The organism is Paraburkholderia acidiphila (genome assembly GCF_009789655.1).
Taxonomy (GTDB): Bacteria; Pseudomonadota; Gammaproteobacteria; order Burkholderiales; family Burkholderiaceae; genus Paraburkholderia; species Paraburkholderia acidiphila.
Map to the genome: position 1 here is coordinate 36,370 of NZ_CP046912.1, position 21,684 is coordinate 58,053.

At 63.6% G+C, this 21,684-nt stretch carries 22 protein-coding genes; 7 read left to right on the forward strand and 15 right to left on the reverse strand.

Annotated elements, in window-relative coordinates; all coding sequences use genetic code 11:
- Nucleotides 1-22 precede the first annotated feature (22 nt).
- The gene (locus tag FAZ97_RS30425; protein WP_158762506.1) at nucleotides 23-1,054 is read right to left on the reverse strand and encodes a LacI family DNA-binding transcriptional regulator; all 1,032 of its coding nucleotides are present in this window, start codon (nucleotides 1,052-1,054) and stop codon (nucleotides 23-25) included.
- A 251-nt stretch (nucleotides 1,055-1,305) separates the two neighbouring features.
- Here FAZ97_RS30425 and FAZ97_RS30430 point away from each other — a divergent pair, with 251 nt between their 5' ends.
- From FAZ97_RS30430 to FAZ97_RS30445, 4 genes are all read left to right on the forward strand, one after another.
- Nucleotides 1,306-2,370: a fatty acid desaturase gene (locus tag FAZ97_RS30430; RefSeq protein WP_158762507.1), complete on the forward strand. Its 1,065-nt coding sequence runs from the start codon at nucleotides 1,306-1,308 to the stop codon at nucleotides 2,368-2,370.
- Nucleotides 2,371-2,421: 51 nt separating this feature from the next.
- Entirely contained in the window at nucleotides 2,422-2,745 is a 324-nt protein-coding gene (locus FAZ97_RS30435; RefSeq protein ID WP_158762508.1) for a Rieske 2Fe-2S domain-containing protein, read from the forward strand.
- 85 nt (nucleotides 2,746-2,830) lie between these two features.
- Nucleotides 2,831-3,835, forward strand: coding sequence for a sugar ABC transporter substrate-binding protein (locus FAZ97_RS30440; protein ID WP_407671971.1), 1,005 nt, complete (start codon nucleotides 2,831-2,833; stop codon nucleotides 3,833-3,835).
- 17 nt (nucleotides 3,836-3,852) lie between these two features.
- Nucleotides 3,853-5,100, forward strand: coding sequence for an NAD(P)/FAD-dependent oxidoreductase (locus FAZ97_RS30445; protein WP_158762510.1), 1,248 nt, complete (start codon nucleotides 3,853-3,855; stop codon nucleotides 5,098-5,100).
- A 100-nt stretch (nucleotides 5,101-5,200) separates the two neighbouring features.
- Here the strand turns inward: FAZ97_RS30445 and FAZ97_RS30450 are convergent, their stop codons facing one another.
- The 10 genes from FAZ97_RS30450 to FAZ97_RS30495 all read right to left on the reverse strand — a co-directional run bounded on the left by FAZ97_RS30450 (nucleotide 5,201) and on the right by FAZ97_RS30495 (nucleotide 13,989).
- Nucleotides 5,201-6,328 (reverse strand): patatin-like phospholipase family protein, encoded by a 1,128-nt coding sequence (locus FAZ97_RS30450; protein ID WP_158762511.1) that lies wholly within the window; start codon nucleotides 6,326-6,328, stop codon nucleotides 5,201-5,203.
- Between the two features lie 151 nt (nucleotides 6,329-6,479).
- Entirely contained in the window at nucleotides 6,480-7,220 is a 741-nt protein-coding gene (locus tag FAZ97_RS30455) for a GGDEF domain-containing protein (RefSeq protein ID WP_233271978.1), read from the reverse strand.
- Nucleotides 7,221-7,242: 22 nt separating this feature from the next.
- Nucleotides 7,243-7,629 carry a DUF1987 domain-containing protein gene (locus FAZ97_RS30460; protein ID WP_158762513.1) on the reverse strand — a complete coding sequence of 129 codons (387 nt, stop codon included), beginning with the start codon at nucleotides 7,627-7,629 and terminating at the stop codon, nucleotides 7,243-7,245.
- 18 nt (nucleotides 7,630-7,647) lie between these two features.
- The gene (locus tag FAZ97_RS30465; RefSeq protein ID WP_158762514.1) at nucleotides 7,648-8,211 is read right to left on the reverse strand and encodes a SiaB family protein kinase; all 564 of its coding nucleotides are present in this window, start codon (nucleotides 8,209-8,211) and stop codon (nucleotides 7,648-7,650) included.
- A gap of 14 nt (nucleotides 8,212-8,225) precedes the next feature.
- Nucleotides 8,226-9,341, reverse strand: a complete 1,116-nt coding sequence (locus FAZ97_RS30470) for a SpoIIE family protein phosphatase (RefSeq protein ID WP_158763325.1) — start codon at nucleotides 9,339-9,341, stop codon at nucleotides 8,226-8,228.
- Nucleotides 9,342-9,636: 295 nt separating this feature from the next.
- Nucleotides 9,637-9,945, reverse strand: coding sequence for a non-heme iron oxygenase ferredoxin subunit (locus tag FAZ97_RS30475; protein ID WP_158762515.1), 309 nt, complete (start codon nucleotides 9,943-9,945; stop codon nucleotides 9,637-9,639).
- Between the two features lie 45 nt (nucleotides 9,946-9,990).
- Complete coding sequence (locus tag FAZ97_RS30480; protein ID WP_158762516.1) at nucleotides 9,991-11,061, reverse strand: fatty acid desaturase family protein; 1,071 nt, start codon at nucleotides 11,059-11,061, stop codon at nucleotides 9,991-9,993.
- Between the two features lie 143 nt (nucleotides 11,062-11,204).
- The gene (gene alr, locus FAZ97_RS30485) at nucleotides 11,205-12,326 is read right to left on the reverse strand and encodes an alanine racemase (RefSeq protein ID WP_158762517.1); all 1,122 of its coding nucleotides are present in this window, start codon (nucleotides 12,324-12,326) and stop codon (nucleotides 11,205-11,207) included.
- A 132-nt stretch (nucleotides 12,327-12,458) separates the two neighbouring features.
- Entirely contained in the window at nucleotides 12,459-13,061 is a 603-nt protein-coding gene (locus FAZ97_RS30490; protein WP_158762518.1) for an alpha/beta fold hydrolase, read from the reverse strand.
- Nucleotides 13,062-13,098: 37 nt separating this feature from the next.
- Complete coding sequence (locus FAZ97_RS30495) at nucleotides 13,099-13,989, reverse strand: LysR family transcriptional regulator (protein WP_158762519.1); 891 nt, start codon at nucleotides 13,987-13,989, stop codon at nucleotides 13,099-13,101.
- Nucleotides 13,990-14,092: 103 nt separating this feature from the next.
- On the opposite strand from FAZ97_RS30495, the gene FAZ97_RS30500 reads away from it, so the two are divergent.
- The gene (locus tag FAZ97_RS30500) at nucleotides 14,093-14,518 is read left to right on the forward strand and encodes a VOC family protein (protein ID WP_158762520.1); all 426 of its coding nucleotides are present in this window, start codon (nucleotides 14,093-14,095) and stop codon (nucleotides 14,516-14,518) included.
- Here the strand turns inward: FAZ97_RS30500 and FAZ97_RS30505 are convergent, their stop codons facing one another.
- A complete protein-coding gene (locus FAZ97_RS30505) occupies nucleotides 14,519-15,634 on the reverse strand; it encodes a linear amide C-N hydrolase (RefSeq protein ID WP_158762521.1) in 1,116 nt (371 codons plus the stop codon).
- A 209-nt stretch (nucleotides 15,635-15,843) separates the two neighbouring features.
- Complete coding sequence (locus tag FAZ97_RS30510; protein ID WP_158762522.1) at nucleotides 15,844-16,149, reverse strand: hypothetical protein; 306 nt, start codon at nucleotides 16,147-16,149, stop codon at nucleotides 15,844-15,846.
- A gap of 350 nt (nucleotides 16,150-16,499) precedes the next feature.
- On the opposite strand from FAZ97_RS30510, the gene FAZ97_RS30515 reads away from it, so the two are divergent.
- Nucleotides 16,500-18,689: a TonB-dependent siderophore receptor gene (locus FAZ97_RS30515; RefSeq protein ID WP_233271979.1), complete on the forward strand. Its 2,190-nt coding sequence runs from the start codon at nucleotides 16,500-16,502 to the stop codon at nucleotides 18,687-18,689.
- Nucleotides 18,690-18,758: 69 nt separating this feature from the next.
- Here the strand turns inward: FAZ97_RS30515 and FAZ97_RS30520 are convergent, their stop codons facing one another.
- The gene (locus tag FAZ97_RS30520; protein WP_158762523.1) at nucleotides 18,759-19,424 is read right to left on the reverse strand and encodes a DUF2278 family protein; all 666 of its coding nucleotides are present in this window, start codon (nucleotides 19,422-19,424) and stop codon (nucleotides 18,759-18,761) included.
- Between the two features lie 248 nt (nucleotides 19,425-19,672).
- Entirely contained in the window at nucleotides 19,673-20,602 is a 930-nt protein-coding gene (locus tag FAZ97_RS30525) for a LysR family transcriptional regulator (protein WP_158762524.1), read from the reverse strand.
- A 127-nt stretch (nucleotides 20,603-20,729) separates the two neighbouring features.
- On the opposite strand from FAZ97_RS30525, the gene FAZ97_RS30530 reads away from it, so the two are divergent.
- Nucleotides 20,730-21,668 (forward strand): hydroxymethylglutaryl-CoA lyase, encoded by a 939-nt coding sequence (locus FAZ97_RS30530; RefSeq protein WP_158762525.1) that lies wholly within the window; start codon nucleotides 20,730-20,732, stop codon nucleotides 21,666-21,668.
- Nucleotides 21,669-21,684: the final 16 nt, after the last annotated feature.

Genomic DNA, 21,684 nt, shown 5'->3' on the forward strand with positions numbered 1-21,684 from the left:
CAGTGTCCGCGGTGCGGCCCCTTCAGGGCAGCGAATAGCGCGAATACGTTTCGATCGGCACGAGCGCCTGCGCAGGGGGCGTGCCGCCTGCCACCGCCTGGCGCATCTGCTCGACGGCTGTGCGCAGCAGCAAGCGCAAATCCTGCGAGAGCAGATAGTCGATGACGTCCGCGCGCAGCAGCGGCTCCGTCACGGCGTTCACTTCATGCGTGACATAGAGCGTGCGGCCCGCGAGCCCGCGTTCGCGCAGCGCCGCCGCGAGTCCCTCGTTGCCGCCCGCGACGTTGTAGATGCCGTCGAGCGCGCCGTGCATTTCCATGCAGCGCCGCGTGGCCTCGTAGGTCGCCGCGCCCGAATCGGCGCCCTTGATCACCTCGACGACGTTCACGTGGGGAAAGCGCTGGCGCAGTAGCGAGCGAAAGCCGATCTCGCGGTCTTCGTGACAGGTGTACGAGAACGTTGCGACCACAACGGCTACGGAGGGCGAGGGCCGCCCCTCCAGGTGACGGCCAACGAGGAACGCCGCCGACTGTCCCGCGGCGCGGTTGTTCACACCGACGTAGGTATGGCGCGCGTCGGCGTCGACGTCGGTGATGAGCGTCACCACGCCGAGCCCCCTCGCCATGCATTCGCGCAGCGCCGACGTAATGGGCGGCGTGTTCGTGCAGATGATGCCGATGGCGTCTGCCCCTGGCTCTGCCTCGTGCACGCGCAACGCGACGTCTTCGTCGCTGGCGCCCACGCAATTGACCACGTCGAGCGCGACGCCCGCGGCGGCGAACTCGGCTTCGAGGCTCGCTGCCGTACGCGTGAGTTCCGCGGTGAACGCGTCGCCGGCCTGCAGGAGCAGTCGCACGCGCAGTGCATTGGACGCGCCACGCGAGGCCACGGACAACGCCCGTTCGTCACTCGCGCCCAGTTGCCTGAGTGCCGCTTCCACAGCGCTGCGCGTGCGCGGGTGCACGCCGGGCCGGTCGTTGAGCGCCCGGTCGATGGTCGCGCGGCTCAGTTGCGTGAGCTCCATTAACTGCTTCAGCGTGGGGCGGCTTTTCATGGGATTTCCGCAGCGGGTGAGTACGAACGCATTTTGCCTCAAAATGAGTCATCGGATATGGATATTTGAATTTTATCTCCACGTGGAGAACGTTTTCATCCGCTGATTTTTTAGGTGAAAACCCTTTAGTGCTCAGAATGAGTCATTTTAGTCTTTGACGATGGCTCATTTAGAGCCTGTAATTCGCCTCAAGGAGGAGCGAATTCAAGACCGCTCATCCGCATTCAACGTCATGCACGGGAGTTCGATTCATGTCCGCACAGCAAGGCTCGCCGCAGGTCATCACGATGGACGACTGGTATCGTTGTCCGCTCGACCGCAAGGTGCTCAAGGAAGTCACGCGGCGCAACGACCGGGTCGCCTTGATGTATTTCGGCGGCTTCATGGCGCTCGTGCTCGCCACCGGCGCGCTCGCCTGGTTTTCCTTGGGCACGCTCTGGTGCATTCCGGCCTTCCTGCTCTACGGCACGATCTACGCGTTCGCCGAGGCGATGGAACACGAGTTGCGTCATCGCACGCCATTCAGGAGCGAGTGGCTCAACGAGACTGTGCACTGGGTCATCTGCTTCATGACCTGGCGCGAGCAGATCTATAGCCGCTGGTCGCATGCGCAACATCACACCTATACGCATCTCACGGCCACGGTGCCCGCCGACGCCGAAATCGCCGTCAAGCGGCCGCCCAATTACCTGAAGCTCGCCACCGATTTCCTGCGCATTTCGCATGGCATTCATCATCTCGGCAACATCGTGCTGCACAGCCTCGGCATCGTCACGAGAAGCGCGAAGGCCGTTGTGCCGGTGGTCGAATATCGGGCGATGCGCCGCAATTCGCGGGTGATGCTCGCGCTCTACGTGGGCGTTGGCGTGTGGGCTTTCGTGGCGCATAGCTGGCTGCCGGTGGTGTTCCTGCTTCTGCCTCGTGCGTACGGCGCCTGGCTGCACGAACTGCTGGCCATTACGCAGCACACCGGCCTGCGCGAAAACGAACTCGATCACCGCTTTTCCACCCGCACACTGCGCCTGAATCCCGTGCTGCAGTTCCTGTACTGGAACATGAACTATCACGTCGAACACCATATGTTCCCCAACGTGCCGTTTCATGCGCTGCCCAAATTGCGCAAAGCGATCGAGGCTGACTTGCCGCCCGCTTATGACGGCTTGTTCGACGCGTGGGCCGAGATCGTGCACGTATTGCGCATGCAACGTCACGACCGCGACTACATGATCACGCCACAGGTGCCCGGCAAGACGGCAGGCGCAGGCGCGATGCGCGAGGACGCCGCATCAAAGGCCTTTGCCGCCGATGCGCAATAAAGCTTCGGCTGCCCGCCGATTTCTCGAAAGATGAAGATGGAGGAGACGACCATGAACATTCTTCAATGGCACGAGGTGTGCGCGAGCGACGAACTCGAAGAAGAGGACGTGATGGAATTCGAGCACGAAGGCCAGCTGTACGCGATCTATCACACGCCCACGGGTTACTACGCTTCCGCCGGGGTGTGCACGCACGAAACGGCGCGCCTTGCGCAAGGTCTCGTGTTCGGCGACATCATCGAGTGTCCGATGCATATGGGGCGCTTCCACATTCCTTCAGGCGCGGCCAAGGGCGCGCCCGTTTGCGTGAATCTTGCAACGCATCCGGTGAAGGTGGAGGGCGGCACGCTCTATCTCGGGCTCGCCGCAGAATAATTCGACATGCGAATCGTTTAATCACCACGATAACGATGTAACTTAGGAGACAACTGTGAATGTTCCTTTCCTGAAGGTGTTGCCGCTGGCGGCTACGGTATTCGCCCTCGCGCTGAGCCCTGCGGTGCACGCGGACCCCGTCGCGCATTTCGACTTCATTTCGCACGCGCCCGACTCGGATGCATGGTGGAACACCGTGAAGAACGGCATCAAGCAGGCCGATCAAGACTTCAATGTTCAGACCGACTACCGCAATCCGCCCAACGGCGATATTGCCGACATGGTGCAGCTTGTGAATCAGGCGGCAGCGCGCAACTATGATGGCGTGATCACGACCATTGCGGATTTCGATCTGCTCAAAGGCGCGGTGTCGCGCCTGAAGTCGAAGAACATTCCCTTTATCACGGCGAATACGGGCACGGAGCAGCAGAGCGCCGAACTTGGCGCGCTCATGCACGTGGGCCAGCCCGAATATCTCGCGGGCAAGGACGCGGGGCTGCGCGCGAAGGCGGACGGCGTGAAGACGTTCCTGTGCGTAAACCATTACGCGACGAACCCGCTCTCGTTCGAGCGCTGCCGCGGCTTTGCCGACGCTATCGGCGCGAATATGAAAACCTCGGTGCTCGATGCGGGTACGGATCCTACGGGCATAGAATCGAAGGTGAGCGCGTATCTGCGCAACCACCCGAACACACAGGCCGTGCTCACGCTCGGTCCGACTTCGGCCGACCCGACGATACGCGCGGTGAAGAGTCTCGGCCTTGCGGGCAAGATCTGGTTTGCGACCTTCGATATCGACACGGATGTCGCGAAGGGCATCAAGGACGGCACGATCAAGTTCTGCACCGATCAGCAGCCGTATTTGCAGGGTTACATTCCGGTTGCCCTGCTGGCGATCATGCATCAGAACCACAACAACGATGTGCTGCAGGCGCGCACTGTGCTCGAGCAGAATCCGAAATTCCAGCAGCGCCTGAAGGACTATGGACTCAAGCCCGTGTACGAGGCGCGCAATATCAGTTCCGGGCCGGGTTTCATCACGCCGCAGAATATTCAGCAGGTGTCTGCGCTCGCCGGGCAGTATCGTTGAGCGCGCAAGGAGTCGGCATGAGTGCGGGCGATGCGATGGTGGTGATCGGCGGCGGCCAGTGCGGCGCGCGCGCCGTGCAGGTGTTGCGCGAAGGCGGCTGGGAGGGCGCGATTACGCTGATCGGCGACGAAGCCGCACACCCGTACGAGCGGCCGCCGCTTTCGAAGGCGGTGCTGGTGGGCGAGCGCACGCCGGAGCAGGGCGCAATACACCGTGAGGCGTTTTATCGCGAGCAGCGTGTCGATCTGCGCAGCGGTTGCGCCGCGAGTAAGATCGATTGCGCCGCACGCGCAGTCACGCTCTCGAATGGCGAAACGCTTTCCTACTATCGCTTGCTGATCGCGACCGGGGCCGAGCCTCGCCGCATGAGCGTGCCCGGCGCGGACCTCGCGGGCGTGCACGTGTTGCGCAATGCCGGCGACGCGCTCGCCATCGCGGGCGAACTCGGGCCCGGACGGCGCATTGCGGTGATTGGCGCGGGCTTCATCGGGCTCGAAGTCGCAGCATCGGCCAGACAGCGCGGTTGCGAAGTCGTGGTATTCGAAGCCGCGCCGCGTGCGTTGATGCGCGCAGTGCCCGCGGAGGTGGCGCAATGCCTCGTAGACCTGCATTGCGAGCGAGGCGTCGACGTACGCTTTAACGTGCAGGTGCAGCGCTTCGAGGGCGAAGGGCGCGTCAAAGGCATTGTGCTCGGCGATGGCTCCGTCGTGCCTTGCGACGCGGCCGTGGTTGGCGTTGGCGTGGCGCCGCGCGTGGCGCTGGCGCAGGAAGCGGGTCTCTCGATCGATAACGGCATTGCCGTCGATCCCATGCTGCGTACTAGCGACCCGCATATCTACGCAGCGGGCGACGTGTGCTCGTTCGTGCATCCGCTGTACCGACGTCGCATTCGTCTCGAGTGCTGGCGCAACGCGGAAGATCAGGCGCGCGTGGCGGCGCTCAACATGCTCGGCCGCGACGAGGTGTACAGCGCCGTGCCGTGGTTCTGGTCCGATCAATACGATATGACGATCCAGATCGCGGGCCTGCCCGCGTTCGGCTCGACCCAGGCCGTGCGTGCAACGGGCGCGGCGTCGAAGGTCTTTTTCGCGTTCGACGAAGCAGGCTGGCTGGTGGGCGCGAGCGGCGTGGGGCAAACGGGCGAGATCGCCCGTGACGTGCGCGTGGCGCAGGAACTGATCGCACGCCGCATACGCGTCGACCCCGAGCGTCTTGCCGACAGCGCGACCAAACTCAAATCGCTGCTCGCCGCAGCCGTGCATTGAACGATGGAATCGATCTGCTCGGCCGGCGGCTCCACCCGCCGGCTTTTTTCCACTGCGGTTCGAGTGGGGCGATAGGGCCTTCATGGCCTATCGCTTTCTTTTATTCTTCGTCGGCACTGTAGACGCTTAGGCCTTCTATCGGATCCATCGGCGCTTCCCAGGGTCTCGCTTCGATCGCGCGCATGGCGGCTTCGTAGCCCGCGCGCCGGCGCGCGGCGATGCCGGCTGGCGTGAAGTCGATGTCCTTCAACTGGTCGTCGCCATCGAGCCGCGGCGCCGCGAGCTTGATGAGCCGCATGGTCGTTTCGCAGCCCCACGCCGCTAACTGCCGAACGTCGGCGGTGTCGCGCTCGGCCTCGGGCACGCGCTTCGCCAGTTCGCGGATCACATGACGCAAGCGGTGAATCTGCTGCTGGCGCGCGATATGGCTTTCCGTGCGGCTCGCGTACTGAATGTCTTTTTGCCGCTCCGCGATCTGCCAGATGCTTTCCGGTTCCGGGCCCGCCGGATTCCACACCTGCACCGAGAAGATGACCGAACTGTTGCGCGGTTTGTCGTCGAGCACGACCTCGACCGGCGTGTTCGAATAGATGCCGCCGTCCCAGTACGGCTCGCCGTCGATACGCACCGCCGGGAACGCGGGCGGCAGCGCGCCCGAGCTCATGATGTGCTCGACATTCAAGTGCTGATCGCGCGAATCGAAATAGTGCATCGCGCCCGTGCGCGCGTTCACCGCGCCCACGGTGAGGCGCGGGTGCCCCGCGTTGAGCCGTTCGAAGTCGACGAGGGAAGCGAGCGTGTCGCGCAGCGGCGCGATCTTGTAGTAGGACGCGCGATCGACGCCCAGGCGCGCGAGGGGCCCGAACCACGACGCCGGGTTGGGCTGAAAGAAGCCCGCGATGCCGCCGCCGATGATCATCAGTTTTGCAAACGTCTTGTCCCAGCCAGGCGTCAAACCAGGCCACGCTGCCACGTCGAGGCGCGTGCGGTCGGTGACGCGATGCCAGAATTCCTCCAGCCGCTCGAAGCGGCGCTCTGGCGCGTTTCCGGCGATCAACGCCGCGTTGATCGCGCCAATGGAAGTGCCGATCACCCAGTCCACCCGGATGCCGGCTTTGTGCATCGCCTCATAGACGCCGAGTTGATAGGCGCCCAACGCACCGCCACCCTGCAACACGAGTACGACTTGCCCGGGCAATGCCAGGCGCGCCGGCTGCTTCGCTGTCATCGATCGCCTCGCTGTTTTACTTTACTGACGCGCGATGTCGTGACCAGCATTCTTCATACGCGTCGCGATTTTCTCCGCACTATTGTAGTGTGGCGTTCAGAAAAAACGCGCGTTGCGCGGCAATGGCCGCAAAGCCGCCAGACCGTGGCTTTCAACCTGCCGAGGCGATGTGTCCTTCGAACGTCACGCAGTTCCGGCCGCCGCGCTTGGCGGTGTACAGCGCGGAATCCGCGAGTCCGTATGCGGTGTCGAAATCGGTGCCGGCCGCATTGTCGCTTACGCCGAAGCTTGCCGTGATGGGACGGCACACCGGCGCGGGGAACGCGTGACTCGCAATGGCCGCGCGCATGCGCTCGGCGAGTTGCAGGGCATCCGCAATGTCGAAGCCCGGCAACACGACCGTGAATTCCTCGCCGCCCACGCGGCCGATAATGCCGGTCTCGCCGAGAATGCGCCGCAGGCAGTTCACGATGCCCGAGATCACGCTGTCGCCGGCCGGATGACCAAAGTCGTCGTTGACCTTCTTGAAGTCGTCGATGTCGAGCAGGATCATCACGGCCCGGTTTGCGCGCAGCGCCTTGACCGTGCGTTCGATCACGGCGCTGCGATTCAATACGCCGGTCAGCGCGTCGTGTGTCGCGCGATAGTGCAGTTGCTGCGTGAGCGCCTGCATTTCGCGTTCGGCGCGATCGCTGCGCCCGATCAGGCGGCGCGTTTCGCGCATCAGGCGTTCGTAGTGGTGGATCAGTTCGACGAGCGCCTCGCGATGACTCTGCGCGTGCGACTCCGGAGCCCCGGCAATCGCCCGGGCCCGCTCCAGTGCTTCGCTTTCGCTGCGGAACAGGTCAAGGTAGTGATCCTTCAGTGTGTCCCGCAAGGCAGTCGTTTCCACGCGCGTCGTCCTCAAAGCATCCTCAAGTCGCAACCGGGCAATCATTGAACTTGATTGCCGTGAAGTCGGTTTGCAGTTCCTCGCCGAATTCGAGGATCGTTTCGTCTTCTTCGTCGCGATACCAGTTCACCTGCACCGGGTTGCCCGCCGCCGCGGCGCGATCCAGCGCGTCGAACACGCTGAACAGCATTTTCGTGCTCGAACTGTTGAAGTAGGTGAGGGTCACCTCGACCGTGATCACGGCGTTTTCGCAACCTTTGAGCCACAGGTTGAGCCGCTCGATGATCGGCGTATAGAACGCGGCCGCATGCTCGGGATACGACTCGCCTCGCAGTGACAGCAGGTTTTCGTCGAAACGGAAGTCGATTTCCGGCGACGTTGCCGTGGCGGCGATAAAAAGGTTATCCATTTTGTACGCGTGCCCTGGTCAGATGATGGTCTTGAGGCAAAACAGTGTGGTGCCCGTGTCGTCTTCGCGTGGATGAAACGCGAATTCGAGCGGCGCACTGGCGTCGCGCGCCATCGTCAGAAAACCCAGTCCTGCGCCTTTGCTGTCGGCAGGCGTTTCGGCGCGCAATGACATTTTGTAGGCCTGCTTGATCTCTTCGATCGACATGTTGCGCAGCGGCTCCAGCTTCTCGCGCAAATCGTCCACGGCTGCCGTGGCGATGGGATTCACGCACACCATGAGGTGGCGCTCGCCTTCGGCGGAAATGCACATCGCGCCTTCGCGAATCGCACCGCCGCGGCCTTGATCTTCGGGAAGCGCGTCGCACGAGTAGTGCACGATATTGTGCGAAAGCTCGATGAACGACGAAAAGATCCTTCTGCGCGTGGACGTGCTCAGTCCCGCCACTTCCAGTTGCAGTTTCACGACCTCGCTCATTGCCGCGACGATGCTGTGCGAGAAATACCCTTTGTGATAGAAGAGCAAATTGCGCTTCTGTGCGATTTCAAAGAAGCAGCAGTTTTGATCCAGAATTGCGGACATATTGGTGAACTACCTCAAACTCGTGCGAAGAAAAGCGTGACGTCGTCGCGGCGCGCCTGCGAGCCTTGCCATTCGGCGAAGGTTTCGAGCAGGCGTGCGCAGATGAAAGAAGCAGCGTGTTCGCGCTCAGTGAGAATCCGCTCGAGCGTCCGGCGCTTTCCGAAGGCGATGTTGCGCGGGCCGCCAATCTGGTCGGTCAGGCCGTCCGTGGAAACGAACAGCAGACTGCCTTGTGGCACGGCTACCGCGTGCTGGGTCCAGGTGTAGTCGGCGAGGCTGTCCACGTAGCCCACGCCCATGCGGTCGCCGGCAATGCTTTCGAATTCGGCGGCGTCCGCACGCAGCACGTGCAGTGCGACCCGCGCACCGGCGAAATGCAGCACCTGGCTGGCGGCGTCGTACCAGAAGAAGGCGGCGTCCAGGCCGTCATTGGACTGGGGGGCGTCGCCCGCGCCGTTGATTTGCCCGAGCAGCCCCTTCACATTGCGATTGACGGCTGCCAGCAGCGCCGAGGGGTTGCGCGGCCCAATTTGCTCGAGCGCCTGCGAAAGCGATGCCGAAGCGAGCAAGGTCATGAATGCGCCGGGCACGCCGTGGCCCGTGCAATCGGCCACGGCGCCGAACCAGCCGTCGGCGAACGCCGCGAAATGGTAGAAGTCGCCACCCACTACGTCGCGCGGCTCCCAGACGAGCGCGGCGTCGGGCAGCATGGTGGCGAGCGTTTCGCGCGAGGCGCGCAGCATGGCTTGCTGGATCACGCTCGCATACTCGATGCTCTGCATGATCTGACGATTCTTTTCGGCCTGCATTTCCGCCACGACGGAGAGCAGGCGCAAGCCATTGCCCACGCCGACGAAGCGACCTTCGCGCGTCACGATGAAGCCGTCCACCAGGGCCTTTTCGCCGACTTCGACGGTTTTGAACGTGAGCGCCTCGATGCTCATGTCCACATCGACGATCAATGGCTCCTTGTCCATGAACGCGATGCAACTCTTCTTGTCGTATAGCTCGCGATGAAACGGCTTGCTCATCTGCGACAGGAAGATATCGCGGTTGATGAGGCCGATAGGGCGATCGTTTTCGATCACCGCGAGACTGGCCATGTCGCGCCGCGAATAGAAAATCTCCATGACGAGCGAGTTCGAATCCGATGCGTCGATGGCCGGTGCTTCCAGAGCCAGTTCTCCGGCGCTGCGCGGGCCTGCGGGAAGTCCCGGACGACGAAACTGCGCGAGCGCGGGGTGCATGACTATCCATTCCGATTAATATGGAGAATCAGCACGCTAATGGCTATTTATGTCATTCTCGTTACATGGGCCCGAGTAAGCGCTCAAGTTCGCTTGTTTAATACACCGTAACGATCGGCGAGTGGTGCGCTAACGTTTGCGCGTTTTTTTCGCTTCCTTTGTGCCGTGTTTCGATGCATCACACTTCAATGTAAATCCGTCCGCCTTCGACCTTCGCCGGATACGTCGCGAGCTTTTCGCATACCGGTGCGCAAAGCGGTTTGCCGTCGCGCACGTCGAAGCGGCCATTGTGCTTCGGACATTCGATCACATGGCCCATGACAAGGCCGTCGCTCAGGTGGACGTGTTCGTGCGTACAGAGCCCATCGCTTGCGTAGACCTCGTCTTCCACGCGGTAGATCGCAAAGGTGCGTCCGCCATGGTCGAAGCGCATGACGTCTTCGTTTTCGATATCGTCGAGTGCGGCTGCGTCGATCCATTGGGTCATGGGGTGTCTCCGGTCTTTATGGATGGTTGCGCTGGCAACCGGTTGTCAGGCTTCGGCGTGGCCCGGAACCGGGCGCGCTACGTGATATGAGGGATCGCGTGTTTGTCGCACGAGCGCGGGAATGATTTCCGCGTAGGCGGCCAGGCTGCTGCGATAGGGCGGCGGCATATCCGTCTTCACGACTTCGTGCAGGCGCGGCAGGGCGTGAAAAGGAATCATCGGAAACATGTGGTGCTCGACGTGATAATTCATGTTCCAGTAGAGAAAGCGGAACACGGGATTCATCATCACGGTGCGGCAGTTGCGCCGGTGGTCGAGCACGTTCTCGGGCATGCCCGCATGCTGCGTGAGGCCGAAGTAGAGATAGAGCCACGCGCCGTAGAGGCTCGGCAGGCCGATATACAGCAGCGGCAGAATCGTGCGAAAGCCAATGCACGCGCCAATCACGATTGCGTACACGAGCAGGCTCAGCCGTGCTTCGCGAATGGCCTTGGGCCATTCGGAGGCGGGCACGAAGCTTTGCTCTTCGGCGCCCAGGTGTCCGCTCGCCGCGCGGATCATGCGCGGCAGTTCACGCGATACGTGCTTGAGCGCGAAGATATTCAGCGCGAGCGAAAGCCAGTCGGTGGGGCGGGGCGCGGCGATCTCGGGATCGCGGCCCACCACGAGCGTGTCGGTGTGATGGCGCGCGTGGCTCCATCGCCAGATCGTTGCGCAACGAAACACCTGGAATGACGCGATCTGATACAGGACGTCGTTCATCCAGCGTGTTTTGAACGCGGTGCCGTGACCCGATTCGTGCCAGCGCGAATCGGCGGGGCTGCAATAGAGCGTGCCGTACAGCAGGAACGCGGGCAGCGCCCACCATGAATGCGCGTGCCAGAGGAATCCGGCGAGCACGCCGCTCGCGATGATCGCCGCATACCAGATCGCGGTGTCGCGGATGGCTCGCGCGTCGCTGCGCTGCATCAGCTGCTTCATCACGGGGCGCGGCACGGCGCACCGGTACCAGTCCGCGTTGACGAGGCCCGCTGCGCGCGCGCGTTCGCCTGCGCCGCCTATGAGGCGGTAGTCCGCGTGATGCGGCGCGTAAGCTTGAGTCTCCTGGTCGGCCACGGGCGTCTCCTTGATGGGTTGGCCACGCGCGGCGTGCGATGCGCTGCGCGTGTCAACACAAAAATAGGTGACGCAAGGCCGGGGCTCAACCGGAAGTTTGACGAAATTTCGTCAGGGAGCTTTCGCCATGGTCAGGCACACCGTCAGGCAGTGACGCTTTCGCCTTGTGCCGGCGCGGTGGCCGGCGTATCCGCGCCATCGGTCACGATCACCGGCACGCGCCGCGCGATTGCGCACATCAGCTCATAGCCGATCGTGCCCGACGCCTCGGCCACTTCGTCCACGCGCACCTGGTCGCCCCACAACTCGACGCTCGAACCGATGCCTGCCTGCGGGCACGGCGTGAGATCGACGGTGAGCATGTCCATCGACACGCGGCCCACCACGCGCGTGCGCACGCCATCCACGGCAATCGGGGTGCCGGTGGGCGCGTGGCGCGGATAGCCGTCCGCATAGCCGCACGCCACCACGCCGATGCGGATGGGCCGGTCGACCTCGAAGGTGCGGCCATAGCCGATGGTTTCCTGCGGCGCGAGTGTCTGCACGCCGATGATGCGGCTCGTGAGCGTCATGGCCGAGCGCAGGCCGAAGCCTTCCACATGCCGCGCCACGCCCGTGGGCGACGCGCCATAAAGGATCGTGCCCGGGCGCACCCAGTCGCGGTGCGCGCGCGGGTGCCAGAGCACGCCCGCGGAATTCGACACCGACTGCTCGCCGGGAATGTCGCGCACGACAGCGTCGAACGTGTCGAGCTGCCAGTCGACCTGACCGTCGTCGGCGTTCGCGAAGTGCGTCATGAGGCTGATCGCGCCGATCGACGGGATGGCACGCGCGCGCTCCCATGCCGCGCGATACGCATGCGGGCGAAAGCCCAGGCGGTTCATGCCCGAGTTCATCTTCAGCTGAATGTCGATGGGATGCCGTGGCTTCGCCGCCGCGAGCAGATCGAGTTGTTCGTCGCAATGCACGGCAACCGTGAGCCGGTGCGCGACGGCAAGTTCCACGTCGGCGGGCTCGAACACGCCTTCGAGCAACAGCAGCGGTTTGGTCCAGCCCAGTTCGCGCACGCGCACGGCTTCATCGAGGTCGAGCAGCGCGATACCGTCGGCGCCCGCGAGCGCCGGATAGATCCGCTCGATGCCGTGACCGTACCCATTCGCCTTGATGACGGCGAAGGCGCGCGAGCCGGCGGCGAGCTGCTTCGCAAGCTGCAGGTTGTGGCGGATGGCGTCGGGGTGAATACGGGCGGCGATGGGGCGCGGCATAGGTGTTCCTGTTGGTTGGATGGCGCGGTCTAGTGATTTGTGAAATCGTATTGATTTTCGTCCAGTTATTTTTAATGTATTTTCTGGCGAATTTGGTGGAATCGCCTGCGAGACCCGCCGCTGTGGAACTGGTCAGGCTGCCGCCAAATGCGCATCCACAAGCGGCGCTAAAGCTTGAGCGTGGACGCTCGCCAGATCATGCTCGCCGCCGTGCACCACGTGCAGCGTGGCGTTCGCGAGCAGGGCGCCAAGCCGTTCGCCAACCGCGACGGGACTCAACGGATCGTTGTCGCCCCATAACAGCAGGACCGGCTGGGTGAGGCTCGCGATCTGGCTGGAAAGGTCCGAGCGGAACGAGACAAACCATTCAGGAAAGTGGCTCGTATTGCCCGCGCGCCAGTCCTGCGCGCCGAGCGCGGCGGTGTCGATGCCGCCCGAGGTGACCGAGAGCACCAGATGCGTGACGCATTGCGGCTTCGCGAGCGCCGCGCGCACGGCGATGACGCCGCCCATCGACTGGGCGATCAACGCCGTGGGCCGGTCGAGCATGGCGACCACGCGCTGCGCGATGTCGTCGATGCTGGCGACTTCCGGGTCCGCCGGCTCGCCTCCAAAGCCCGGATAGCCAACGAAGCAACGCGCTGCGGTCGTCGCAAGGCGGTCGGAGAGCGGCTGCCAGAAGGTCTTGTTGCCGGAGGCGCCGGGCAGGAAAAGTAATTGTTCTGGAGTGCTCAAGTGTGTTGCTCCGCTGGACCGAAAAGGCGTGGTGTGTTCATGGCTGCGTGCCTGCCTGCTGCTCCTGGGCACGGGATTCGAGCAACTGGATCAGCAGGCGCGCAGGCTCGCTGAGCGTACCTGGTGCGCGATGCACGAGGCCGACGTCGCGGTGGAACGTATGCTGCCCGAGGTCGATCGCGCGCACTTTGGCGGGCCAGTGCCGCCACGCCGACGTCTGCGGCACCAGCGCGACGCCCACGCCGTTCGCGACGAGCGCGACGATGGCCTCGAGTTCGTCGAGTTCGCTCAGGTCTTGCACGGTGTAGTGCATGCGACGCAGGAAGCGGTCCACCTGCCTTCCGCCGAAAGACGCGCGATCGTAGCGGATGAAAGGCTGCGTCGCCAACATTTCGGCCCAGTCCTGGCCTTTCGCATGGCGCGGCACGATGAGCCGGAACGGCTCGCGCGCGAGCGTGGTCCAGCGCAGATCGCTTTGCAGTGCGAAGGGTGGCCGGATAATAGCCGCCATGTCGATTTCGCCTGCATCCACGAGATTGTGCAGCTCCATCGAAACGCCAGGGATCACGCGCGTGCGGCAGCCGGCACAGCGGCGGTGGAATTCGGCCAGCGCCTCGGGTACGAGCGCGCGCTGCACGGAGGCGATCGCGCCGAGCGTGACGCGCCCAGTCGCCGCGGGTCCAGCCGCGCTCGAACTCAGGTTTTCATAGAGCCGGATGACCTCCTGCGCCTGGGCGAGAATGTGCTGGCCCATTGCGTTCAGGCGCGCCGCGCGGCCCTCGCGGTCGAACAGCGCGAAGCCCAGCTCCGCTTCGAGGCGCTGGATTTGCGCGCTCACGGCGGCCTGCGTCAAGCCGATCTTTTGTCCTGCGGCGGCGAACGTGCCTTCTCTCGCCACGGCAACGAGCGTTCTGAGTTCGCGGATCATTCATCAATACTATTTGTGAATCAGAAAATTATATATTGATTTTGTTTTTGCTTCGGTCTGTCTACCATGACAGGATTGCCTTCGAAGACAAGTGGAGACACGCATGTCCCTTTCCCCCTTTCACCTCGCCATTCCCGTTTATGACCTCGCCGCCGCGCGCGACTTCTACGGCCGCGTATTCGGTCTTGCGGAGGGGCGCTCCAGTACGCAGTGGGTCGACTTCGACTTCTTCGGCCATCAACTCGTGATTCACGAGCATCCGAAAACGGCTTCGCAGGACCATGCGCACACGAATCCCGTGGACGGCCACGACGTACCCGTGCCGCATTTCGGCGTGGTGCTGAGCTGGGACGACTGGGAGGCGCTGGCCGAGCGTCTCAAGACATTCGGCGTGAGGTTCGTGATCGAACCTTATGTGCGCTTCAAGGGACAGGTGGGCGAGCAAGCCACGATGTTCTTCCTCGACCCGTGCGGCAACGCGCTCGAATTCAAGGCGTTCAAGGACATCGGCCAGCTGTTCGCGAAGTGATCACGGCGCGGGCGCAGGCATGAACTTGAACGACGGCGTCGCGACGAATTTGCCCGACACTTCGCCTGAATACACTTGGCCCGAATCGATGGTGAGCTTCATGACCGGCGCGCCGGGCTTGAGGTCGAGCTTGCTCAGCGAGATCCAGAAGGTGTCGGGGCGCGTGGCGGAATCGAAGTAATAAACGCGATTCGTCTGGTCCGCCACCGTGCGCCAGATCGTCGACGAAAGATTCGGCATGTTGGGTGTGGTGATGCCGAGCGGCACGCTCACGGAACGCATGAGGCTCATCACGCTCGCCACGGCCTGATAAGCGGGGTTTTGTTGCGGTACGCCCGCCATATAGGCCGGGTCGGGCTTCTTGGGAATGGCGTCGAGCAGAAACGAGGTGCGCACGAAACGGTCGGCCGCGCGATTCGTGCCGGGCAGAAAGGCGAGGCCGCCCACGCCTTTCCAGTACGTGTCGAGCGCGAGCTGTTCGGGGTAGATCGGCGAGTTCGTCATGACCTTGTACGCCTTGTCGTGCATGATCACGAGCTTGCCGTCGAGATATTCGAGAATGGCCGAGTCGCCTTGCGAATCGGAAAGCGCGAGATGGATCGTGATCGGCTTGCCGTCCGGCAGCGGTGGCGCAATGATCTGGAACGGCTCGCGGCCAAGCGCATCCACGGCTTCTCCAACCGTGGCGAAGTTGTCGAGCACGTATTGCGCCCACAGGCTGATGGAGAGCGGCTCCCGCCCCGAGTTGGGCTTGCCGTAATCGGTTTCGGCCAGATAGAGCGCGTTGGCCACGAGGCCGCGTTCGTTCATGCCGTCCACGCTGCCGATGTCGTATCCCGACACCACCACGCTGCCGTATTTCGAGCGCCAGTGCGGCGAGCGCGGGCCCGCGTTGCCGTCGCGTTCGATGCCGGCAGGAAAGACCCAGAGGTTCGAGCGCATGTCCTCGGACCAGTCCATGGAACGCCCGGTGATGACGAGACCGCTATCGCCCACATAGAGCGCGCGCGTGCAGGCTTGCGCGGATTCGATGACGAGGGGAGCCGCGAGCAAGGCGAGCGATGCGGCGAGTGCGCAGACTTGCAGGCGCAGAGGCGAACGAACCAGACGGGGCATGATGGCGTTCCAGTCGCAGGACGCGCCGATCATGTCACGGAACTTACTCTGGGCGGTCCGAACGTGGCCAGGGCGTGAGCATGCCTTCGCGTTCGCTATGCGGCACGCATGGTGTGCGGCGCACGGAGCCGCCCGTTCATTCCGCCGGTTGCCAACAATAATCAGGAAAACTGAACATTATAAGAAAGCCGCCGTGCAGCGTGTGAACACTACGGCTGCTGCCAGTGGAAACGATCGCCGCGCAAGGGCGCGCCTTGGTCGTCGAGCTTGTCGTCGCCGCCCGGGAGCGTTTCGAAATACGGCCTGCCGTCTTTCTGGGGCTCCGTGTGCAACGCAGCGCGAGAAATGCCAGGCGGGATAGACGCGGGCGAGGCCGGAGGCCAGTGCAGCGTGGCAGGTGCCGCGCTTTGGCGCGAGGGCAGAACCGTGTTTTCGTTTGCCGAGGCGAGGCCCATGGCCCATGCGGCCGGGACCGAAGCCAGAACGATCAGCACGGGGAACGTAGCGTGTTTCATACGCGGCCACCACGTGAATGGACTGACTGGGCCTGTATTTTATGTCGCGACTTAGCGTATTTCCAGGCGCCGACATCTCGCACAGCAGCAAGCAAGCGCGTGCGCGCTGCGTTTCAGGCGGCCGTCCAATTCAGCAAACGTAGGGCGATTATTTCGCCGAACAGACATGATCCCGCCGCTCGAAGTCCGTTTTGAGCAGTATTTCGACGGAATACGTCAAAACTGACAAATGCCATACGGATTCTAGGAAAAGTCGTAAGGGTTTGTTAATATCGCCCGCCAGTGATAAATGAGAATGCTTCTCATTGAAGTATCCGTAGGCACTGGCGAGACGACCCTTCCAAAACGACATGAACAACCGAGAACACGCGCGGCGCGCTCGTCGCACGCAGCCCCGGCCCCTGCGGCCGTTGCATTTTGCGGCCTGGCTCACTTTTGCGGCGGCTCAGGCCGCTGTTGCCCAGACAACGACGCCGGCCACGGCGCAGGACGGCGCCGCGGCCACCACCAGCACGGACCAGGCGCTGCCCGCAGTGAAGGTGAACGCGAGCCAGGTCGCCGATTCGCCGCTGCACCTGAATACGCCCGTGTCGAGCGGCGCGCTCGGCACGCGCTCGCAGCTCGATACGCCGTTCTCGACCACGGTCGTCACAGGCGAGGACCTCGCCGAGCGCCAGGTCTACAAGCTTGGCGATGTCTTCGCCGGCGACGCCTCGGTCAGCAACAACAGCAACGCCTATAACGCGTGGGCCACCTACATCACGATTCGCGGCTTGCCCGTGGATTGGCAAAACGGCTTTCGTATCGACGGCAATCCGTTCATCTCGTACGGCATTACCATGCCCTACGAGCAACTGGAGCGCGTGGAGTTGCTCAAGGGACTGGGCGGCTTCATGTACGGTTTCGCGCAGCCTGGCGGCCTCGTCAACTACGTGACAAAGCGGCCGGACAAAGATCCGGTCACGAGCCTCGACGTGGGCTATCGCATGGACGGCGTGCTGAGCACGCACGTGGACCTGAGCCGCCGCTTCGGCCCGGACGACATGTTCGGCGCGCGGCTGAACTACACGAAGGAAGCGGGCAAGACCTATAACGCCGGCGATATCAACCGCAACTCGGTGTCGCTCGCGCTCGACGGCCAGCTCACCCGCGACCTGCAGGTGTGGTTCAACGCGCTTTACCAGACCATCCGCTCGAGCGGCCAGACGCCCGCGATCTACACGGGCAGCTATACGGCGTCGAGCCTGCCTGCGGTGATCAGCGGCGGCAGCAATCTGCTGGGCGGCACCGACCAGCATATCAACACGAACCTGCAGCTCTATACGGCGGGCGTGCGTTACCAGATCACGCCCGACTGGTCGTTCACCACTTCGGGCAGCTACAGCAAGTCGGCGCGCGACCGCAACGAGAGCACGCTCACGCTGCTCAACCAGCAAGGCGACTACACCGACGCGCGCTGGAACGGCGACGAAGGCCATCAGGACATCTACTGGCAGGGCATGTTCGAGGGCAAGGTGAAGACCGGGCCGTTCACGCATCAATTCGTGATTGGCGGGTCGTACCAGCACCAGACCAACAATTACGCGTCGAACTCGATCTACACGGTGCTTGGCAACGGCAATCTGTATCAGCCTAACCCGTGGCGCTACTATTCGGGTGCCGGGCTCGAAACGTATCGCGCGAGCGATATCACGCAGGCCTCCGCGTTCGTGAGCGACACCATGCAGATCACGAGCCGCTGGTCCGTGCTCGCGGGCCTGCGTTACACGAACTATAGTCAGAACAACTACGCAACCACGGGCGAAAAGACGTCCCAGTACAGCCAGAACGGCGTGCTCACGCCGACCGTTGCGCTCATGTACAAGCTCGAGCCGAATACGACGCTATACGCGAGCTACGTCGAGGCGCTGGAGCAGGGCGCGATCGTCGACAGCATCTACGCGAACGGCGGATCGATGCTGCGCCCGCTGCGCTCGCGTCAGTATGAGATCGGCGTCAAGAGCGAGCACGAGCGCTGGAGCGCGACGGCGGCGCTGTTCCGTATCGAGCGCGGCGCATCTTACGCGAACAGCGACAACGTCTACGTGCAGGATGGCAATTCGATCTACGAAGGGATCGAGGCGGGCGGCAGCGTGCGGCTTGGCCGCAGCTGGCAGGTGGCCGGCAGTGTCACGCTGCTCGATACGTGGTACGCGAAGGGGCAGTCGTACAACGGCAATCGCGTAGCCGGCGCGCCGACGTTCGTGGCCGCGGGCCGCGTGACTTACGACGTGCCTTATGTGCAAGGCCTGCAACTGGCCGCGGATGCGAAGTTCACGGGCAGCACGCAGGTGCGTCCTGCAAACAATCTGGAAACGGGCGGCTACATGCTCGTGAACGTGGGCGCGAACTACTTCACCCGCATTGGCGGCCACGACGTGACGCTGCGCGCGGCGATCGACAACATCACGAATCGCCGTTACTGGATGTTCCAGTACGCCGATTACATCGCGCCGGGCGACCCGCGCACGGTCAGCCTCAACGCGAAGATCGACTTCTAAACCGTCGATCGTCTTTAAGGAACGGGCGCATGCCGGGTGGCCGGGGTGCGCCCGCTCGCCGTTGAGCGCTTACGAAATCGGCTGCGAATTCGGCATCGGGTTGCCGAGATTGTCGGTCGGCACGTATTGCTGATCGAACGCCGCGACATACAAGGCCCATTCGCGGTCGCCGAGATCCACGAGCAGCGCGCCGTCCTGCCAGATGTCGTTGTGGTCGTTCGTGTCGTTGCCCGCCGTGTGGATGAACTCGCCCTTCGAGCCCTGGTTCATGTGCACGTCGTGAATGCCGTCGCCTTCGGTGTAGAAGCGGCCGAACACGTACACGTCGAGCGAAGATTGTTGCGCGCGCAACAGTAGACGCTTGAGCGACGCCACAGGTTCCACCTGGTCGGAGCCGTCCATCACGTCGCTGTCGCGCCACGCGCCCGTATTGGCGAGGAAGTCGCTGCGCTCGAAGTCGATGGCGGGCAGCGCTGCGGTGCCCGTGAGATCGGCCTTGCCTTCGGCCACGCCCTCAAGCGTGGCGAGCACGCTGTGGTTGAAGTCGAACACGAGCTTGTACTTGAGCAGGTCGTCGGCGTCCGTCGTGCCTACGTTGACGGCGATGTCCCATCGCGCGCCCTCGACCGTCACACCGAAGTGGAGGTGGTATTGAACTTCGTGAGGCCGCCGCGTGGGTTTCAACTGCGGTGCGGAAACAATCTTCGCCTTGACGTAGCCGTAAGGAAGGGCCATCGCGCGCTCCTCTGAGTTCGGGTGGGTTCGCCATTGTGCCGTGCGAACGTGAACTTGTGCTTACAGTGCGCGCGGGTAGCCGCGTCTTCGCTTTACGGATGCGGAACTGCGGCTATCGGCGCGCTTTCATGCGAGCGCCGGCAGCCCGATTCGACGCTTAGCCTGGCGTCACGACCGCGATCTCCACGAGACATTGCGGCGACGGCAACCGAGGCTGCACCGTTGCCCGCGTGGCAGATGACGGCCGTTCAACCCTTATTCCTCGCACCACGCTTCTTCTGACCCGCCCGCTCCACCAGATGCTCGACCATGCGCTGCGCCGCGGGCTGCAGCGTGTCGAACGCCCGAAAGCAGACGATGAAACGCCGCCGCGCCCAGGCGTCGGTGAGGGCAATCGTGTGCACGTCCATGATGCGCCGGTAGGTGTGGCTCACCTCCTCGGGCACGACGCTGATGCCGAGATTGGCGGCCACCACGCGGAACGCCGCGTCGAGCGTCGACACCACCGCGCGATAGGCGACCGTGCGCCCGCCGCGCGCCGCCGACTGCCGCAGCATCGTATGCACGGCGGTGGACGGCGGCAGGCCCACGTGCTCGTAATCGAGCGTCTCCGCGAAGGCGATGGTGCAGCGTTTCGCCAGCGGGTGCTCGGGATGCACGGCGAGCACGAGCCGGTCTTCGCGCCACGGGCGCGATTGAAGACCCCCGAGATCGACGTTGTCCCAGCACACGCCTAGCGAAGCCGCACCGTCGCGCACGCGTTGCACGAGTTCGTGCGACGTGCGCTCCTCCACGTTCACGCGAATGTTCTTGTACGCGGGCAAGCGCATGAACGACGCGAGATCGTCGAGCAGCGCTTCGGCGATCGCGGAGGCCGAGGCGCACACGCTCACGCTGCCCGAGAGGCCGCTGCCGAGCGCGGCCACGTCGCTGGCCGCGCGTTCGAGCGTGAAGATCACACTGCGCGCATGCTCGAGCAGCGCAAGACCCGCCGCGGTGGGCTGCACGCCGCGGCGCGAGCGCGTGAGCAGCGGCACGCCGAATTCGTTTTCGAGCTGGGCGATGCGCTTGCTGATAGCGGAGGGCTCGATATGCTCGTCGCGCGCCGCCCGCCCCATGTTGCCGTGCTCGCACACGCTCACGAGCAGGCGCAGGGTTTTGAGGTCGATGTCGTGCACGGCGTCTCCTTACAGCATTTTCTGTGTTTCCGGATTGGAATCTTGAAGGTTCCAAAATACCGCTTTATGTATTTTGCGGAATGCCTAAAGTTAGCACATCGCTGGAGACAAAAACGGAGACACCTTCATGGCCCCATTACCGCAGCGCTGCGTAATACGCGAGGTCGGCCTGCGCGACGGCCTGCAGAGCATCCAGACCGTGCTGCCCACCGAGCGCAAGATCGAGTGGATACGCGCGGCGCACGAAGCTGGCCAGCGCGAAATCGAAGTGGGCTCGTTCGTGCCCGCGCGCCTCTTGCCACAACTCGCCGATACGGCGGAACTCGTCGCTTACGCCAAAACGTTGCCGGACCTCTTCGTCTCGGTGCTCGTGCCGAACTTGAAGGGCGCTGAGCGCGCGCTGGAAATGCAAGCGGATCTCATGCTCGTGCCGCTTTCCGCGAGCGAGGCGCACAGCCTCGCGAACCTGCGCAAGACCCCCGATGAAGTGGTCGCCGAAGTGGCGCGCATGCGCGCCGCGCGCGACGCCAGCGGCGCGAAGACGCTGATCGAAGGCGGCATCGGTACGGCCTTCGGCTGCACGCTGCAAGGGCGCGTCGAACCCGCCGAAGTGCTGCGCCGCATGCAGGCGCTGCTCGACGCCGGTGCGGACCGCGTGAGCCTCGCCGACACGGTGGGCTACGCCAACCCCGCCGCCGTGCGAGCCCTCTTCGAGGCTGCGCGCGAAATTGCGGGCGAGCGTTTGTGCTGCGCGCACTTTCACGACACGCGCGGCCTCGCGCTCGCCAACGTCTATGCGGCGCTTCAGGCGGGCGTGACGCGCTTCGACGCCACGCTGGGCGGCATCGGCGGCTGTCCGCATGCGCCCGGCGCAAGCGGCAACGCGTCGAGCGAAGACCTCGCCTTCATGCTCGCGGACATGGGCATCGACACCGGCATCGACATCGAACGGCTGCTCGCGCTGCGCGCGCGCGTGGCTCAGTGGCTGGAGGGGGAAACGCTGCACGGCACGCTCTGGCGCGCCGGCCTGCCGAAGACCTTTGGCGCAATCGCGCATCACGCCTGATTGATTGGAATTCCTT

Excerpts from the sequence above, each read along its gene's own strand:
- FAZ97_RS30430 (WP_158762507.1), top strand. The coding sequence starts at position 1,306 with ATGTCCGCACAGCAAGGCTCGCCGCAGGTCATCACGATGGACGACTGG.
- FAZ97_RS30435 (WP_158762508.1), top strand. The coding sequence starts at position 2,422 with ATGAACATTCTTCAATGGCACGAGGTGTGCGCGAGCGACGAACTCGAA.
- FAZ97_RS30450 (WP_158762511.1), bottom strand. The coding sequence starts at position 6,328 with ATGACAGCGAAGCAGCCGGCGCGCCTGGCATTGCCCGGGCAAGTCGTA.
- FAZ97_RS30510 (WP_158762522.1), bottom strand. The coding sequence starts at position 16,149 with ATGAAACACGCTACGTTCCCCGTGCTGATCGTTCTGGCTTCGGTCCCG.
- FAZ97_RS30425 (WP_158762506.1), bottom strand. The coding sequence starts at position 1,054 with ATGAAAAGCCGCCCCACGCTGAAGCAGTTAATGGAGCTCACGCAACTG.
- FAZ97_RS30500 (WP_158762520.1), top strand. The coding sequence starts at position 14,093 with ATGTCCCTTTCCCCCTTTCACCTCGCCATTCCCGTTTATGACCTCGCC.
- FAZ97_RS30515 (WP_233271979.1), top strand. The coding sequence starts at position 16,500 with ATGAACAACCGAGAACACGCGCGGCGCGCTCGTCGCACGCAGCCCCGG.
- FAZ97_RS30505 (WP_158762521.1), bottom strand. The coding sequence starts at position 15,634 with ATGCCCCGTCTGGTTCGTTCGCCTCTGCGCCTGCAAGTCTGCGCACTC.
- FAZ97_RS30465 (WP_158762514.1), bottom strand. The coding sequence starts at position 8,211 with ATGTCCGCAATTCTGGATCAAAACTGCTGCTTCTTTGAAATCGCACAG.
- alr (WP_158762517.1), bottom strand. The coding sequence starts at position 12,326 with ATGCCGCGCCCCATCGCCGCCCGTATTCACCCCGACGCCATCCGCCAC.
- FAZ97_RS30530 (WP_158762525.1), top strand. The coding sequence starts at position 20,730 with ATGGCCCCATTACCGCAGCGCTGCGTAATACGCGAGGTCGGCCTGCGC.
- FAZ97_RS30445 (WP_158762510.1), top strand. The coding sequence starts at position 3,853 with ATGAGTGCGGGCGATGCGATGGTGGTGATCGGCGGCGGCCAGTGCGGC.
- FAZ97_RS30470 (WP_158763325.1), bottom strand. The coding sequence starts at position 9,341 with ATGGAGATTTTCTATTCGCGGCGCGACATGGCCAGTCTCGCGGTGATC.
- FAZ97_RS30475 (WP_158762515.1), bottom strand. The coding sequence starts at position 9,945 with ATGACCCAATGGATCGACGCAGCCGCACTCGACGATATCGAAAACGAA.
- FAZ97_RS30495 (WP_158762519.1), bottom strand. The coding sequence starts at position 13,989 with ATGATCCGCGAACTCAGAACGCTCGTTGCCGTGGCGAGAGAAGGCACG.
- FAZ97_RS30520 (WP_158762523.1), bottom strand. The coding sequence starts at position 19,424 with ATGGCCCTTCCTTACGGCTACGTCAAGGCGAAGATTGTTTCCGCACCG.
- FAZ97_RS30460 (WP_158762513.1), bottom strand. The coding sequence starts at position 7,629 with ATGGATAACCTTTTTATCGCCGCCACGGCAACGTCGCCGGAAATCGAC.